Origin of the sequence: Arthrobacter sp. SAFR-023 (assembly GCF_051965295.1) — a bacterium.
Classification (GTDB): domain Bacteria; phylum Actinomycetota; class Actinomycetes; order Actinomycetales; family Micrococcaceae; genus Arthrobacter.
Window position 1 is genome coordinate 294925 of sequence record NZ_JBQCMF010000001.1, and the last position, 15081, is coordinate 310005.

Annotated in this window: 15 protein-coding genes; 8 read left to right on the top strand and 7 right to left on the bottom strand. The window is 66.9% G+C overall.

Going from position 1 to position 15081, the window contains the following annotated elements:
• Window positions 1-8: 8 nt before the first annotated feature.
• Both ACTHQX_RS01365 and ACTHQX_RS01370 read right to left on the bottom strand, forming a co-directional pair.
• Window positions 9-1238, bottom strand: coding sequence for a cysteine desulfurase family protein (locus tag ACTHQX_RS01365; RefSeq protein ID WP_440155306.1), 1230 nt, complete (start codon window positions 1236-1238; stop codon window positions 9-11).
• Between the two features lie 49 nt (window positions 1239-1287).
• Window positions 1288-1977, bottom strand: a complete 690-nt coding sequence (locus ACTHQX_RS01370; protein WP_440155307.1) for a helix-turn-helix transcriptional regulator — start codon at window positions 1975-1977, stop codon at window positions 1288-1290.
• Window positions 1978-2069: 92 nt separating this feature from the next.
• Here ACTHQX_RS01370 and ACTHQX_RS01375 point away from each other — a divergent pair, with 92 nt between their 5' ends.
• Entirely contained in the window at window positions 2070-2516 is a 447-nt protein-coding gene (locus ACTHQX_RS01375; protein ID WP_440155309.1) for a hypothetical protein, read from the top strand.
• On the opposite strand, the gene ACTHQX_RS01380 is transcribed toward ACTHQX_RS01375, so the two are convergent.
• Window positions 2486-3181, bottom strand: coding sequence for a hypothetical protein (locus tag ACTHQX_RS01380; RefSeq protein ID WP_440174519.1), 696 nt, complete (start codon window positions 3179-3181; stop codon window positions 2486-2488). The two genes, ACTHQX_RS01375 and ACTHQX_RS01380, sit on opposite strands and share 31 nt — an antisense overlap.
• A gap of 159 nt (window positions 3182-3340) precedes the next feature.
• On the opposite strand from ACTHQX_RS01380, the gene ACTHQX_RS01385 reads away from it, so the two are divergent.
• From ACTHQX_RS01385 to ACTHQX_RS01405, 5 genes are all read left to right on the top strand, one after another.
• Entirely contained in the window at window positions 3341-4285 is a 945-nt protein-coding gene (locus ACTHQX_RS01385; protein ID WP_440155312.1) for a J domain-containing protein, read from the top strand.
• 59 nt (window positions 4286-4344) lie between these two features.
• Window positions 4345-4812, top strand: a complete 468-nt coding sequence (locus ACTHQX_RS01390) for a tRNA (cytidine(34)-2'-O)-methyltransferase (RefSeq protein ID WP_440155314.1) — start codon at window positions 4345-4347, stop codon at window positions 4810-4812.
• Between the two features lie 215 nt (window positions 4813-5027).
• Window positions 5028-5633 (top strand): sigma-70 family RNA polymerase sigma factor, encoded by a 606-nt coding sequence (locus tag ACTHQX_RS01395; RefSeq protein WP_440155315.1) that lies wholly within the window; start codon window positions 5028-5030, stop codon window positions 5631-5633.
• A 2-nt stretch (window positions 5634-5635) separates the two neighbouring features.
• Window positions 5636-6484: an anti-sigma factor gene (locus ACTHQX_RS01400; protein ID WP_440155317.1), complete on the top strand. Its 849-nt coding sequence runs from the start codon at window positions 5636-5638 to the stop codon at window positions 6482-6484.
• A 75-nt stretch (window positions 6485-6559) separates the two neighbouring features.
• The gene (locus ACTHQX_RS01405; RefSeq protein ID WP_440155319.1) at window positions 6560-7333 is read left to right on the top strand and encodes a MerR family transcriptional regulator; all 774 of its coding nucleotides are present in this window, start codon (window positions 6560-6562) and stop codon (window positions 7331-7333) included.
• Between the two features lie 19 nt (window positions 7334-7352).
• On the opposite strand, the gene ACTHQX_RS01410 is transcribed toward ACTHQX_RS01405, so the two are convergent.
• From ACTHQX_RS01410 to ACTHQX_RS01425, 4 genes are all read right to left on the bottom strand, one after another.
• Window positions 7353-8132 carry a PIG-L deacetylase family protein gene (locus ACTHQX_RS01410; RefSeq protein WP_440155321.1) on the bottom strand — a complete coding sequence of 260 codons (780 nt, stop codon included), beginning with the start codon at window positions 8130-8132 and terminating at the stop codon, window positions 7353-7355.
• Between the two features lie 4 nt (window positions 8133-8136).
• On the bottom strand, window positions 8137-9090 hold the full coding sequence (locus ACTHQX_RS01415) for an electron transfer flavoprotein subunit alpha/FixB family protein (RefSeq protein WP_440155323.1): 954 nt from the start codon (window positions 9088-9090) through the stop codon (window positions 8137-8139).
• Window positions 9091-9104: 14 nt separating this feature from the next.
• Window positions 9105-9905 carry an electron transfer flavoprotein subunit beta/FixA family protein gene (locus ACTHQX_RS01420; RefSeq protein ID WP_440155492.1) on the bottom strand — a complete coding sequence of 267 codons (801 nt, stop codon included), beginning with the start codon at window positions 9903-9905 and terminating at the stop codon, window positions 9105-9107.
• Between the two features lie 267 nt (window positions 9906-10172).
• The gene (locus ACTHQX_RS01425) at window positions 10173-11753 is read right to left on the bottom strand and encodes a trypsin-like peptidase domain-containing protein (protein WP_440155324.1); all 1581 of its coding nucleotides are present in this window, start codon (window positions 11751-11753) and stop codon (window positions 10173-10175) included.
• Between the two features lie 309 nt (window positions 11754-12062).
• On the opposite strand from ACTHQX_RS01425, the gene ACTHQX_RS01430 reads away from it, so the two are divergent.
• Window positions 12063-14132: a TPM domain-containing protein gene (locus ACTHQX_RS01430; RefSeq protein WP_440155325.1), complete on the top strand. Its 2070-nt coding sequence runs from the start codon at window positions 12063-12065 to the stop codon at window positions 14130-14132.
• Between the two features lie 108 nt (window positions 14133-14240).
• Window positions 14241-15035: a PspA/IM30 family protein gene (locus ACTHQX_RS01435; RefSeq protein WP_236804189.1), complete on the top strand. Its 795-nt coding sequence runs from the start codon at window positions 14241-14243 to the stop codon at window positions 15033-15035.
• The last annotated feature ends 46 nt before the right edge of the window (window positions 15036-15081 follow it).

Consider the following 15081-nt stretch of genomic DNA (forward strand, 5'->3'; position numbering starts at 1 on the left):
ACCGGAAATCAGTTGATGCCCGACCCCTGCCGGGCTACCGTGGCGGCCGTCTGAATGGAGGATTCGTGTCCGGCCATTCCGGCCTGCCGCGCCCGGGCGTGGGCACCGGGCAGGGCCGCGAGGAGTGCGTCGACGTCCGCTTCCGTCGAAGGATGCCCCAGGGTGAAGCGCTGTGCACCGCGCGCCGCCTCCTCGTCCAGGCCCATGGCAAGAAGGACATGCGAGGGACGGGGAACACCTGCCGTGCACGCGGAGCCGGTGGATGATTCGACGCCGGCGAGGTCCAGGAGGAACAGCAGGGAGTCGCCCTCGCATCCGGGAAAGGTGAAGTGGGCGTTGCCGGGCAGGCGCCCCTCCCCCTCTGGCCCGCGCAGCACGGCCGCCGGAACTGCGTCACGGACTCCCGCGATCAGACGGTCGCGCAGCCGGGAAATCCTCCCTGCCTCGGCGTCGAGGTTCCTCGCCGCGGAGTCGGCTGCGGCGGCGAAGGCCGCTATGGACGCGGTGTCCAGTGTTCCCGAGCGGACATCGCGCTCCTGGCCGCCGCCGTGCTGCACCGGTGTGAGTTTCACCGACCTCCCCAGGATGAGCGCACCGACGCCAACCGGCCCGCCAATCTTGTGGCCTGAGATGGACATGGCATCCAGCCCGGAGGCCCGGTAATCCACGGGGACGGAGCCAAACGCCTGCACCGCGTCCGAATGCACCGGGACGCCGGCGGCGTGCGCAAGCTCCACCACCCGCTGGACGGGCTGGACGCTGCCCACTTCGTTGTTGGCCCACATGACCGTCACCAGGGCGATGGACGCGGGGTCACGCTCAAGTTCTGCCTGCAGCGCTTCGAGGTCCAGCACGCCGTCCTGGCTGACAGGAAGCCAGGACACTTCCGCACCTTCGTGGCGCTCCAGCCACTCCACGGTGTCCAGCACGGCGTGGTGCTCGACGGCGGAACACAGGATCCGGCGCCGGCGCGGGTCTTCCGCGAGCCGGGACCAGTACAGGCCCTTGACGGCCAGGTTGTCCGATTCGGTGCCGCCCGAGGTGAAGATGACCTCCGAGGGATGGGCGCCTGCCGCGGCGGCAAGGGTTTCCCGTGCGTCCTCCACGGAGCGTCTCGCCCGGCGTCCGGAACCGTGGAGGGACGAGGGGTTCCCGGTCCGGGACAGCTCACGCGTCAGTGCGGCCAGGGCTTCGGGGGCGATGGGCGTGGTGGCGGCATGGTCCAGGTAAACAGGCACGCTTAAATTCTAGACGCCGCTAGATTCCGACGCCGCGTTTCAGCCGCCCTTAGGGCCTGATCCGTGCGCAGCAGCGCCCGATCGTCCTGTCCTCCACCACTTTCTCCTCGGGCACCCCGCAGGCAGCAGCGGCACCACTCAAAAGCGCGCCGTTCATGGCACACACCACGTCAGTGTGTCCGTCAGCGAGCCGGTGGAAAGGACAGTTCATCAGGATGGTTCCGCCCTCGCTGTCCTGCTCCGGCATGTAGCCAATGCTGCCGAGCACTTCATCGAGGGATGCTCCGTTCCCACCCAGGGCGCGGCCCCGGGAATAGGAGGCGTCGGTCAATGCCTCGCGGACCCCTCCCCCGCCGGTCATGGAGGATTCAATCGCGGTGGCCATCAGCTCTCCGGCCAGGTCGTAGCTCCGGTCCGGTACCGACGCACCCACTTCTTCCAGCGCCGGACGGTAGAGCTTCGCCGGACGGCCCGACCCCGGGCCCGCCTTTTCGCCGAGCTTGCGGAACTCGACGGCGAGCACCCCGTCGCGGACCAGCCTGTCCAGGTGGAAGGACGCCGTAGACCTGGGCATGCCCAGCGCAGCAGCAGCGTCGTCCCGCCCCACCGCCGAGGGCTCCCCGGCGACGTACTCAAAAAGGCGCCGCCTGCTCATGTCACCCAGCGAGGCCAGGGCTGCCAGGCGGCCGGTCCACGAAAGAGCGGTCCTGGATTCGCGGTTCTCGGCTGTACTGCTCATAAATCCAGCGTAACTCTAAAATCAAGATCCGTTGCTAAAGAAGAGGTGATCGTTCTAAAATCAACTTATCAACTTTTAGAAAGGAGCTCGCCATGAAAACCACAGCCCTCAGAGAGTCCGGAGGCCAGCACACGCTCGCGTCGGATCCGGCACGCCAGGCGTTCCTGCTTCTGCGCACCGTGTTCACCGTCGCGCCCATCCTGTTCGGCCTGGACAAGTTCACCAACCTCCTGACCGACTGGACCGGCTACCTGGCACCGATGGTCCCGGATACCTTGCACCTGCCGGCGCAGACGGTGATGTACGCCGTCGGCGTCGTGGAGATAATCGCGGGAATCCTGGTAGCCGTGCGGCCGCGCATCGGGTCGGGCGTGGTGGCTGCCTGGCTCCTGGGGATCATCGTGAACCTGCTCGTCCTCGGGGCCTATTACGACGTCGCCCTGCGCGACTTCGGCCTGTTCGTGGGTGCGCTGGCCCTCAACCGGCTGGCCACCGCCGCAACGGCTCATCAGCCCGGCGGAACCACAGTCAGCCACTGAGCAATGTCTTCCCGGGCGGCGGCGAGCGCCGCCGCCGTCGGGCACGCTGCCGACACATACACTGACGAGCCGGCCGTACCGAAAACCCGGGCCAGCACCGCGGTGGCCCGGCCGGCTTTCTGATCTGCCGGCTTGGCGGCGCGTTCCAGAACCAGTACATCAACGGCCGGGCCCGGTTTGCCCCGCTCACCGCCCCACCGCAGCGATGCCGACGTCAAATAGGCGGGCAGGACAGTGGGGTCCAGATAGGCAAACAGCGCCGCCGTCGATGCCCTGTCATCAGCCGCCACGAGGGGCCACTGGTTCTGGCGCACCTCGGCCGCCACCTGGCAGCCGTCGGATTTTTGATAGCGGCTGGCACCACCCGCGTTACTGACCACCTGTTTCCATTGCGGCGCTTTGGCCAGGTCCTCCGACAGCCCGACGGGAACCCCATGGGCCAGCGTGGCCCCTGCCGCGAACGGCATGTCGCGGGCGGCCACGGCACCGGCGTCGTGTCCGGGGGTAATGGTCGGCGTGCCCGGTCCGCTGCTGACAGGCCGGTTACTCGTGGCAGCCGGATCCGGCACACCAACGCTGCAACCGCCGAGAAGGGCAGCGGCCGCGACGGCTGCCATCACCACGTGTATACGGCGGGCATCACCGCGACCTGTCCGAACTCCCATTCCGAAAAGTCTAGACGCCTCCGTTCCTCCAGCATTTCCACCGGCGGGAACCCGCAACCCTGCTGTGGCCGTTGTTCCAGAAGACCGTCAAGACCGGCTTATATGCTTGGCACACCGGACAGCGCATGAACGCCGGCAACAACGACTTAAGGACCATGCTTGACCAAGGGCAGCAGTTCCCACTACGAAGTGCTCCACGTGGCGGTGACCGCGACGGAGAGGGAGATCAAGGTGGCCTACCGCAAGGCTGCCCGCGCTTCGCATCCCGATCACGGAGGTGACGCCGCGACGTTCCGCCAGGTCACTCTTGCGTATGAAACGCTCATCGATCCCCAGCGGCGGGCCGCCTATGACCGCTCCTACGCGACCGGCCCGCGCAGGAGCCGCGCAGACGGCGACGAAGCGCACTTCGACGCCCCGGCCGCCGGCAGCCACGCCTCGGCGACCATTCACAAGCCGGGAACGCCCCGGAACACCTCCGGCGATGCCCCTGTCTACGTCCCGCCCTTCGACACGCCGGGCGCTGTTCCGCTCCTCCCGCCGGAGCTGGCCAGCCAGCAGGTTCACGGCATGCCCAGGAAGCGCGGCATCTTCGGCGCGGAAGCCCGGATCCAGCGCGAGCTGCGCACGGTACAGCTGATCAGCAGGCAGGTCCTGCCGGCGATCCCGGCGGCGCGCCTGATCAACGGTCTGCAGTCCCCGGCGGACAACAGCCACATTGATCACGCGCTGCTCTCGGGCTACCGGCTTGCGCTGATCGGCTCCATGCTGCTGCCCAAGGGGGCCTACGCCTGGGACGGAAACACGCTCAATCACGGCGGCAGGTCGGTCGCCCCGCCACAGCTGGCCCACGTGGTCTGGCAGATGCAGGACATTTTTCCCGAGCTGAACGTGACCGGGTGGACCGTGGTCCACAGCCCGGACGGCAACCTCCACGAACCCGTCATCGACCGCCACCGCCGTTCCCGCGGCGGCTCCGACGTCGTCCAGGTGGTCAACGCCGCCGGCCTGTCCCGCGGGCTCAAGGATTTCCTGGCCTCCGGTCCGGCGCCGAACACCGTCAATGTCCAGGTGCTCGCCCGGCTGCTCAGGGGCATGCACTAAAACCATGCACTCAGGTCCTGGCCGAGGAGTGCCGGATTTGCCGACGCTAGGATGGAACCGTGTTCCGCATCCTCTTCCACACGCCCGAAATTCCCGGCAATACGGGCAACGCAATCCGCCTCGCCGCCATCACCGGCGCCCAACTCCACCTCGTGGAGCCTTTGGGCTTCGACTTCTCCGATGCCAAGCTCCGCCGCGCCGGCCTGGACTACCACGACCTTGCCGTGGTTACCGTCCATCCCAGCATCGAGGCAGCCTGGGAGGCGCTGCGGCCGGAGCGCGTCTTTGCCTTCACCTCCGACGGCGAGGTGTCCTACACGGACATCGCCTACAGACCGGGCGATGTCCTGCTGTTCGGCCCGGAGTCGGTGGGCCTGCCGGATGCCGTCAAGCGCGATCCCCACGTCACGTCCCGGGTCCGCTTGCCCATGCTTCCGTCGCTGCGGTCGCTGAACCTGGCGAACGCGGCATCAATCGCCGTCTACGAGGCCTGGCGCCAGCAGGGTTTCACCGGCGCACAGCTCTGAGGGCAGCCCGCGGGCACGGGCACCCATCCAAAGCCGGTGCCGCGCCGAATCCCTCCTGAGCACGTCCAAGGGCGCGCACATCCACAGGGCGTAAGGAGCGGCAGGTGAAAACACTCCAACCGGGCAACGCGGCGTTCCGTTTTGCCCGGCACGATGCTGCCATAGCCCAAACCGGTGTGCAGCCCCCACCGGCAGGCAACCTATGCTTGAGAGTGATGGAAACTCCCAACGCGCCGAACTTCGACGCCCCCGCGCCGCCCGGCACCGCCGTCGACCTTAACCAGCAGCTGGCACAGCTGCTGGAGCGGATTGCGGATGGCGACAAGGCGTCCTTCGCCGAGTTCTACCGGCTGACGTCGCGGCGGGTGTTCGGCATGGCGCGCCGGGTGCTGATCGACCCGGAGCTCAGCGAGGACACCACGCAGGAGGTCTTCCTGCAGGTCTGGCAGAACGCCGGCAAGTTCGATCCGGCGAGCGGAAGTGCCCTGGCCTGGCTCATGACCATCTCGCACCGCAGGGCCGTGGACAGGGTCCGGTCCTCGCAGTCCGCGAGCGACCGTGAGGCCAGGTACGGCGCCAGCAGCCAGGACATCGACCACGACTCGGTGTCGGACGAGGTGGACAGCCGGCTGGAAGCCGAAGCCGTGGTGCGCTGCCTGGAGACCCTGACCGAGACGCAGCAGGAATCCGTTCGGCTCGCCTATTACGGCGGCCTCACCTACCGCGAAGTGGCTGAAAAGCTGAACGCGGCCATTCCGACCATAAAGTCCCGCATCCGCGATGGACTGATCCGACTCAAGACCTGCCTGGGGGTGAGCTGACAATGACCGAAATGAATGATTCCCGCGGACGCCAGCTGCCCAGGGCATTTGCCGCCGATATTTCCACCGACCTTGCGGCCGGCAGGGCAGTGGAACTCGCCGAAATATACGCTCTGGACGCCGTCAGCGACGCTGAGCGGGAGGCCATCGACGCCTACATCAGCGGCGCTCCCGAGGCTGAACGCGAGTCCTTCAACGACCGTGTCCGCCAAGCCAGGGAGACACTGGCATTGTCCTTTGCGGCCGAGGAGGAGCCTCCTGCGGACCTTTTCGCCCGGATTGTCGCGCAGCTTCCCGCTGCTGCACCGGCGGCGGAGCCGACCGCGGCACATGCCGCTGCCGCCGAGCCGGCCCCCGCTGCCGACGAACTTTCCGCTGCACGCCAGCGCCGTGAAGTTCGACGCCGGACGTCCGGGCTCCGTAACTGGCTGATCGGTGTTGCGGCTGCTGCCGTGATCGCGCTCGGCGGTGTTGGAGTCGGGGCCTACCTGGCCAACCAGAACGATCCCTTCAACCAGGTCATCGAGGCACAGGACGCGCGGCAGGCGACTGTCGACGTCAACGGCGGAGGCACGGCGACGGTTTCGATCTCGCAGTCGCATGATGCGCTGGTGGTGCGGATGAAGGATGTGCCGCCGCCGCCCGCGGGCAAGGTCTACCAGATGTGGCTGATTCCCAAGGACGGGTCCACCCCTGTCTCGCAGGGCCTGATGGACGCGGAGGCACTGTCGAAGCCGGCCCTGGTCAAGGGCATCGGCTCCGCGGCTGCGCTGGGCATCACGGTCGAGCCCGTGGGCGGGTCCGCTAGGCCGACGCTCCCCACCGTGGCTGCCGCCCCGCTGAACACCTGAGCCTGACCCACCTGGACCCAGAGCCACTTCGTGCAGGCTTGACGTTGACGTTGCGTCAACTTCTACGCTGGAGGCATGAAGCAGGAAGAACTCAGGAGCTGGTCGATCGCCGAACTGGCGAAGCTGGGCAGGGTCTCATCCAGGACCCTCCGGCATTACGACCAGGTGGGGTTGCTGCCGCCTGCCTACACCGGGCACAACGGCTACCGCTACTACACGCAGCCTGAACTGCTGCGTCTTCAGCGGATCCTGCTTCTCCGCGAACTTGGCCTTGGCCTGGAAACCATTGGCCAGGTTCTGGACGGCCAGGCAGACCAGTTGGATGCGCTGAATATGCACCGGAAGTGGCTGCTCGCCGAGCGCGACCGTCTGGACCGCATGGCCAGGACCGTCGGCGCCACCATATCGACACTGCAGCGAGGAGACGCCATGTCAGGCGAGGATATTTTCAAGGACTTTGACGCCAACCCCTACGAGGAAGAGGCCCGCCAGCGGTGGGGCGATAAGGCAGTCGAGGACAGCAAGGCGCGGCACGCCGCGCTCAGCGCTGCCGACAAGGAGGCCTTTCTGGCTGAGGCGGGTGCCATCAACGAGGAGCTGGCCGGGTGCCTGGACGCTGGCCTGCCGGCGGACGACGCCCGGGTGCAGGCCGCCGTCGAACGCCACTACCGGTGGGTCTGCGTCAGCTGGACCCCGGACGCGGACAGCTACGTTGGCCTGGGCCGGATGTACGTCGAAGATCCCCGGTTCAGCGCCTTCTACGACAAGAGCCGCGCAGGCCTCGCCCCGTACCTTCTGGAGGGGATCAAGGTCTACGCGGCGTCGCAGCTCAGTTCAGCCGGAGGCTGACAGCACCCCGGAAGTCAGCTTAGAAGCCGGCGATGGTCCCCGGCCCGTTGACCATGACCACGTGGAACGCCTCGGCGCTCCGGCCAGGGAAGAGCCCGGAGCGTTCGGCGTTCACCTGCATGCCGCGCCTGACAGTGGCCTCCATGGCTTCGGCGTCGGGATGCTGGCTGACGTGCACGTGGATCGCCTCGAGCTTGCTCTCCACATGGTCCGTGACGTCCACAAAGTGGTTCTCCCGCTCCTCCGGACCGGCGTAGAGCCACAGCCACGGAAGTTTGAAGGCCTCGAGGCCGGCCTCGGCGAGGTCCGGGTAAGCGAAGGGGTTTTCCACTGCCGGGTAGACGGCACGGGTCACCGCTTCCCCCACCGCCAGATGGTCCGGATGGCTCTTCTGGATGCGCTTCCAGTTGCGCTCCGGATGCATGGAAAGCACGACGTCGGGCCGGATTTCGCGGATCAGCTTCACGACTCCGCGCATCACCTCGTGGTTCGGTTCAAGGTACCCGTCCCGCTGGTGCAGGTAGTGGATGTCCGTGACGCCGACCAGGGCCGCGGCACGCTCCTGCTCGGCCGCTCTGAGGGCGATGATTTCCGCGCGCTGGGCAGGGTCGAAGCCGCCGGCGTCGCCGTCGGTCATGATGCAGTAGCTGACCTCGACGCCAGCCGCCGTCCACGCGGCGATGGTGCCGGCGGCGCCGAAATCGATGTCATCGGGATGGGCTGAGAAACAGAGCACCCGCTCAACCCGGTGCTGTTCCGGATCGAACGGGCTCTGCGCTGGTGCAGCGTTTGGGGTCAAGGATTCACGCCTTGCGCTTCTTGATTTCTTCAGTTGCCTGGGGCAGCACCTGGAAGAGATCGCCCACGATGCCGAAGTCCGCGATTTCAAATACCGGAGACTCGGCGTCCTTGTTCACGGCGACGATCACCTTCGCGGTCTGCATGCCCGCCTTCTGCTGGATGGCGCCGGAGATGCCGGCGGAAATGTACAGCTGCGGCGAAACGGTCTTGCCGGTCTGTCCGACCTGCGCGTCGTGGCTGATCCAACCGGCGTCAGTTGCCGCGCGGGAGGCGCCCACGGCCGCACCCAGTGCGTCGGCCAGTTCCTCGACGGGGCCGAAGTCGCCGTCGAGGCCGCGTCCGCCGGCCACCACGATGCGCGCATCGGTAAGATCCGGGCGGCCGCTGGCGACCTTCTGTTCCCGGGAGGTGATGCGGGCTGCCGCGGCAGTTGCCTCGGCGGGGACATCAACAGTGAGCGTCTCCGGTGCGCCGGGAGCCGCCGCGGGTTCTGGCTCGACGGTGTTGGCCTTCACGGACAGCACGGTGACCGGGGTGGTGGCCTTCGCCGTCGTGGTGTAGGAACCGGCCAGCACCGACTTGTGGGCGGTGCCGTCGGCGTCCACCGCGACGACGTCGGTGATGACGCCGGCGCTCAGCCGGATGCCAAGCCGGGCGGCGATTTCCTTGCCCTCAGGCGAGTTCTCGAGCAGCACGGTGGTGGCACCGGCCTTATCCGCTACGGCAGCGAGGAAGGCGGCCTTCGGCGCGACCAGGTAGTCGTCGAGGTCCGCTGCGGACGGCCGGAAGACGGCGGCCGCACCGTAGGCGCCCAGGGTGCCGGCGACGTCGTCGGACAGTTCACCGTTGACTGCCACGGCAGTTTCCCCGAGGGAGCGGGCGATGGTGAGGAGTTCCAGGCTGCTCTTCTTGAGAGCCTGCCCGGGGTTGTCAATGAATACCAGTACGTTTGCCATGTTGTGGGGTCCCCTTAGAGCAGCTTCTGGGCGGCCAGGAAGTCAACCAGCTGGATGCCGGCGTCGCCTTCGTCCGTGATGATGGTGCCGGCAGTGCGCGGCGGGCGTTCCTCAGCCGCCGTCACGCGGGTCCAGGATCCGGTGTGGCCCACCTGGGAAGAATCCACTCCGATGTCGGCCAGGGACAGGGTGGTGATGCTCTTGCGCTTGGCCGCGATGATGCCCTTGAAGTTCGGGTAGCGCGGCTCGTTGATCTGGTCGGTCACGGAAACCACTGCGGGCAGCGACGCCTCAACCGTTTCCGAGTGGGTATCCGCATCGCGGCGTGCCGTGACCCGTCCGCCGTCGACCTCCAGGGAGGAGGCGAACGTAACCTGCGGAAGCCCCAGACGCTCGGCGAGCTGTGCCGGCACCAGGGAGGTCTCGCCGTCGGTGGAGGCCATGCCGGTCAGTACGAGGTCCACGGGGGTGTCCGCGCCGAGATGGCGGACGGCGGCCGCGAGCGCCAGGGACGTGGCGGCCGCATCAGAGCCGGCGAGGGCCCCGTCGGTGAGGTGCACGCCTTCGGTGGCACCGATCTGCAGGGACTTCTTGATGGCGTTCACGGCGCCGGCCGGTCCCATGCTCAAAGCGATCACCTTGTTGCCGGCCTTGGCTCCGCCGCGGGCTTCGGCCAACTGCAGCGCGGCCTCCAGGGCGTACTCATCCAGTTCAGACAGGATGCTTTCGTCGCGGTCCGTGGTGTGGCCCTCGCCGCTGAGGTGCCGGTCGAACTGGGCGTCCGGCACATGCTTGACCAGGACGACGATCTTCAATGTCTCTTCCACTGTGTTTACAGCAGCCTTCCGTGCTTGTGGATAGCCAGCCGGGTGAGGTCGTGGCCGTGGAACGCCCGGGATACGGGTAGCTCCTAGCTAACCATATTGGGCCCGTCATATGACGTCCCGTTAACGCCTGTGTCAAAGGCCCGGGCCAAAGGCAGGGACGACGACGGCGGGCCGCACCCTTGGAACTCAAGGAGTGCGGCCCGCCGTCGTGCTGGGCGCAGTTACTGCTCTATGCCTACTGCTTTGTGCCTACTGCTACTGCTCTGCGGCTGCGCCGAGCGTCACGTCGATCTGCTGTTCGCGGCCGTTGCGCAGAACCGTGATCTTCACTGACGAGCCGGATGGCTGCTCGCGGACGGCTGCCGTCAGCTGGTTCGGGTCACTGATGGCCAGATCGTTGAAGCGCGTGACCACATCGCCCACCTTGATCCCGGCCTTGGCCGCCGCCGAGCCCTGCTCCACCGAAGCAACATCAGCACCTGTCGAGAACCCGGCGTCCGACGCCGACTTCGGCTGGACGCTCACGCCCAGCTGGCCGTGGGTGGCCTTGCCGTTGTTGATGATTTCCTGCGCCACCCGCCTTGCATTGTTGATCGGGATGCTGAAGCCCACGCCGATGTTGCCTGTTCCGCCCGCGGCGGAGCTGCCGCCGGCCGATGCGATCGCGACGTTGACGCCAATCACTTCACCCTTGCTGTTCACCAACGCACCACCGGAGTTGCCCGGGTTGATGGCCGCATCCGTCTGAATGACGTTGATGGAGATCGAGCCCTTGCTGGCCGAACTCTGGCCCTGCCCCTGGCCCGGAGGAGCGAACTCGAAGCCCTGGTCGCCGCCCTGCGAGTTGTCCGTCCCCTCTTTCGGGGCTGCCGAGGACGCAACGCTGATGGTCCTGTTCAGCGTGGAAACGATGCCGTCCGTCACCGTGCCGGTGAGGCCCAGCGGCGAACCGATGGCAACAGCCGTGTCCCCGACGTTCAGCTTGCTGGAATCACCCAGCGCCGCCGGCGTGAGCCCTGAAGGGTTGTCCACCTTGATGACCGCCAGGTCGGAGAGCGGGTCGGTTCCAACCACCTTGGCACTAAGGACGCGGCCGTCGTTCGTGCGGACCTGAATTTCCGCGTTGGCGGTGGCGCCGTCCAGCGTCACCACGTGGGTGTTGGTGAGGATGTGGCCCTGGTCGTCGAGGATGATCCCTGAGCCCGTGCCGCCGTCGCTGCCACTGGTGGCTTTGATGGTCACAACGCTCGGTGACGCCTTGACGGCCGCGGCCGTGATCTCGTTGACCGAGTCCTGGTTGTTCACGATCACGGTGCCGGGCTGGCTGCCGGAGCTGACGGCCGGGGCGGTGCCGCCGGCGTCGAACAGGTTGCCGGAGCCAACGGTGGCAACACCGCCGCCCACGAGGCCTGCGGCGAGGATACTGGCCACGAGGGTCCCCACACCGAACGTCGCCTTGCGCTTTGGCTGGCTGCCACGGGTGCCCTGGAACGCGGAATGCGCGTTGTGCTGGGAGTACTGGGTACCGATCGGCTGGGTAGCCGGTGCCGACTGCTGCCCGTAGAAGGGCGCGTGCTGCGGGTAGACGGGGTGCGGGCCGCCGGGACGCTGCTGCTGGTTCGGCTCGGGCGCGGGCCGGTACAGCGGCATGGTGGGGTTTCTATCGGAATCCAGGCGCACCGTCGGGTTCTCGGAGGCGTTGGTGCGATGCTCGCCGTCCTGCTGCGCGGGAGGCTGGAGACCCTCGGCGGGCTCAGGCCGAGGGTTCGGATCAACAGGCCGCCCTGCAGGATCTCGGTTCTCAGGTGCTGCGCCCGGTACTGGGTGCTCAGTCATTGGACTTCCTTTCATCCTCGTCTCTATTAACTATGGACGATCCGACTGAAACTAAAGCGGACGTTTGCTGGGAGGTTCCTGAATGGCTTCCGGGATGGTGTTCCTGACCAGTGTTCTGGGCGGCCACCAAGGTCTCCAGCGCTTTTCGCTGGTGGCATATTCCCCGCCGTGGACGCTCCCGCTGGTGCACCATAGAATCAAGAAGAATTGCCACAGCGACCTGCGGCTTTACACCCGGCGTGGGGGCGCTGCTGCATTCTATGACGGCTGTTTCGTCCCGAACCAGCCGCGGCGTGCTGAAGGGTTGCCATGCGGTCAATGTTGAAACGTGTTCTCGCCGTGATCGGCCTCACGGCAATGCTGGCGGCTCCGGCCGCGGCGGCCTGGGCCGAAGATCCGGTTACCATCCCCTCCGGCCAAAACATTGTCGATGACGCGAATGTGCTCGGCAGCCGCAAGGGCGAAGTTGAGGACTCCATCCAGAAGCTCCTCAAGGACCACAAGTACAACCTGTACGTGGTCACCGTGAAGTCATTCGAAAATCCGGCTGACGGCAAATCATGGGGACAGGCCGTGGCCACCAAAAAGGGAATGGGCAGGGCAGACGTCCTGCTGGCTATCGCCACCGATGGGCACTATTACTTCGCCCCCAACTCGGCGAGTTCCATAGCGTCGAAGACGGGGAACATCACGCAGAACGCCATCGCGGCCAACCTGGGCGGCGGCAAGAGGGACTTTGCCCAGGCTGCCATTGATACTGCGGGCGCCATCGGCGACGCGGCAGGCGGCGGAAGCGGAACAGTACCCTCGGGCGCCGGCGCAGGCACGGCGGTCCTCGTGGGTGCCGGCGTCGTCGCCGCCGGTGGCGCGGGCACGTACCTTTACCTGCGCAACAGGCGCAAGAAGGCCGGACAGGCATCCAGTGCAAGCTACGGCCCGCAGGGCGCGGAGCTCGATCCCCTGGCCGGCATGAGCATCGACGATCTGCGCCGGAAGAGCGGCTCCCTGCTGATTGAAGCCGACGACGCGATCAAGTCGAGCGAGCAGGAACTGGGCTTCGCCGAAGCGCAGTACGGGGAAGCGGCCGTCGGCAACTTCACCAAGGCGCTCCAGGAGGCCAAGGCGCACATGTCCGAGTCGTTCAAGCTGCAGCAGCAGCTGGACGACCACATCCCCGACACCGAAGAACAGCAGCGCAGCTGGCTCGGTGAAATCATCAGGAGGTCAGAAGCGGCTCTGGCGTCGCTGCAGGAGCAGAAGGCCGACTTCGACTCGCTGCGCGAACTCGAGAAGAACGCGCCGCAGGCCCTCGCGGCAGTGGACGCCGGCGCCGCAGACGCTGACGACAAGATCGCCCGGGCTGACCAGACCCTGGCCGAACTGCGCGGCAAGTACGCGGACAGCGCGCTGGCCCAGGTGTCGGATAACATCAGCCAGGCCAAGGAACGGCTGGCCTTCGTGCAGAATGCCAGCGCCGCCGCGCGTGAAAAGCTCGCGGGCGGAGAAGGAAGCCTCGCAGCCGTGGCTGTCCGGGCATCCGAGGAGAGCCTGCACCAGACGCACGTTCTGCTCGATGCAATCTCCAAGGTGGCCGGCAACCTGGACTCGGCCCGTCAGGGACTGGAATCCGCTGTAGTGGACACCTCCCAGGACCTCGCCCAGGCACGGGCCATGATCCAGTCCGGCGCCCATCCGGAGCTCGAGGGGCCCGTGGCCGGCGTCGAAGCGGCGCTAGCGCGCGTGAAGAGTGAAATCCAAAGCGGCAAGATCGATCCAATCGTCACCCTGGAGCGGGTGGAGTCGGCACATCAGGCCCTCGACCAGGCCCTGGGCGGTATCCGGGACCAGCAGGAACAGGCCCGCAGGGCTCAGGCGTCGCTGCAGCAGACCATCATGTCGGCCCAGGCACAGATCAGCGCGACATCGGATTACATCACCGCCCGCCGCGGCGGCGTCGGCACCGAGGCCCGGACCCGACTGGCGGAGGCCCAGCGCAACCTCGATTACGCACTCTCCATCTCGCGCAACGACCCCGTGACCGCGCTGACCTACGCGCAGCAGGCGCATGCCCTGGCTGCCCAGGCGGCCCAGCTGGCACAGACTGACGTCGACAGCTTCGGCTACGCCAACCAAGGATACGGCCAGGGGTACGGCCGCGGCGGCATGTTCGGCGGCGGCGGAGGCGGCGGCCTGGGCGGCGCCATCCTTGGGGGCATCCTCATCAACTCCATCCTCAACGGCGGCAGCGGCGGCGGCTGGGGCGGCGGACACAACGACGGCGGTGGCTGGGGCGGCGACTCCGGCGGCTTCGGCGGGGACTTTGGCGGAGGCGACTTCGGCGGCGGAGACTTCGGCGGCGGGGACTCGGGGAGTTTCTAGCCGGCAAAACTGGGCGCCGGCCTGGCCACCGGGCCGGCGGATAGAAGCGGTATAACAACAGTTCACTGTATTCAGTGGCACACACGGAGCAGGACGAAAGGTAACACCATGGTTAAGCAGTCCATTTTCGGCCGCATGGCGCAGCTGGCGAAGGCAAACATCAACGCCTTGCTGGACCAAGCCGAGGACCCGCAGAAGATGCTGGACCAGATGGTCCGGGACTACTCCAACAACATTGCCGAAGCCGAGTCCGCGGTGGCCCAGACCATCGGAAACCTGCGCATGCTCCAGGACGACTACAACGAGGACATCAAGAACGCGCAGGACTGGGGCAACAAGGCCCTGGCGGCTTCCCGCAAGGCGGATGAGTTCCGCAGTGCCGGCAACGCAGCCGATGCACAGAAGTTCGACAACCTGGCCAAGGTGGCACTGCAGCGCCAGATGTCATCGGAAAATGAGGCCCGCGCCGCCGAGCCCAACATCGCCTCCCAGTCCGACGTGGTGGACCGCCTCAAGACCGGCCTGGACCAGATGAAGGGCAAGCTGAACCAGCTCACCAGCAAGCGCAACGAACTGGTGGCCCGCTCCAAGACCGCGGCCGCGCAGTCCCAGGTCCACGACGCGCTGCGCAGCATCGACATTCTGGACCCCACCAGCGAGGTGGGCCGCTTCGAGGAAAAGATCCGGCGCGAAGAGGCCAAGGTCCGTGGGCAGCAGGAGCTTGCCGCCTCGAGCCTCGATGCCCAGTTCAACCAGCTCGAGGATCTCGGCGAGCAGACCGAGATCGAGGCCCGGCTGGCGGCTCTGAAGTCAGGCACCGCCAAGCCGGCCATCGGGGCCGGTGGCAATGCGACGTCCTCTTCGTCGTCCACCGTTGACGAGGCGGACTTCGACAAGCTGTAACGGGCGCTCAAACCGGGCACACCGCTGCGGGGCCGGGATCCACAGG

Coding starts and splice junctions, on each gene's coding strand:
- ACTHQX_RS01370 (WP_440155307.1), bottom strand. CDS start 1,977: ATGAGCAGTACAGCCGAGAACCGCGAATCCAGGACCGCTCTTTCGTGG.
- ACTHQX_RS01375 (WP_440155309.1), top strand. CDS start 2,070: ATGAAAACCACAGCCCTCAGAGAGTCCGGAGGCCAGCACACGCTCGCG.
- ACTHQX_RS01380 (WP_440174519.1), bottom strand. CDS start 3,181: ATGGGAGTTCGGACAGGTCGCGGTGATGCCCGCCGTATACACGTGGTG.
- ACTHQX_RS01395 (WP_440155315.1), top strand. CDS start 5,028: ATGGAAACTCCCAACGCGCCGAACTTCGACGCCCCCGCGCCGCCCGGC.
- ACTHQX_RS01400 (WP_440155317.1), top strand. CDS start 5,636: ATGACCGAAATGAATGATTCCCGCGGACGCCAGCTGCCCAGGGCATTT.
- ACTHQX_RS01405 (WP_440155319.1), top strand. CDS start 6,560: ATGAAGCAGGAAGAACTCAGGAGCTGGTCGATCGCCGAACTGGCGAAG.
- ACTHQX_RS01415 (WP_440155323.1), bottom strand. CDS start 9,090: ATGGCAAACGTACTGGTATTCATTGACAACCCCGGGCAGGCTCTCAAG.
- ACTHQX_RS01425 (WP_440155324.1), bottom strand. CDS start 11,753: ATGACTGAGCACCCAGTACCGGGCGCAGCACCTGAGAACCGAGATCCT.
- ACTHQX_RS01430 (WP_440155325.1), top strand. CDS start 12,063: ATGCGGTCAATGTTGAAACGTGTTCTCGCCGTGATCGGCCTCACGGCA.
- ACTHQX_RS01435 (WP_236804189.1), top strand. CDS start 14,241: ATGGTTAAGCAGTCCATTTTCGGCCGCATGGCGCAGCTGGCGAAGGCA.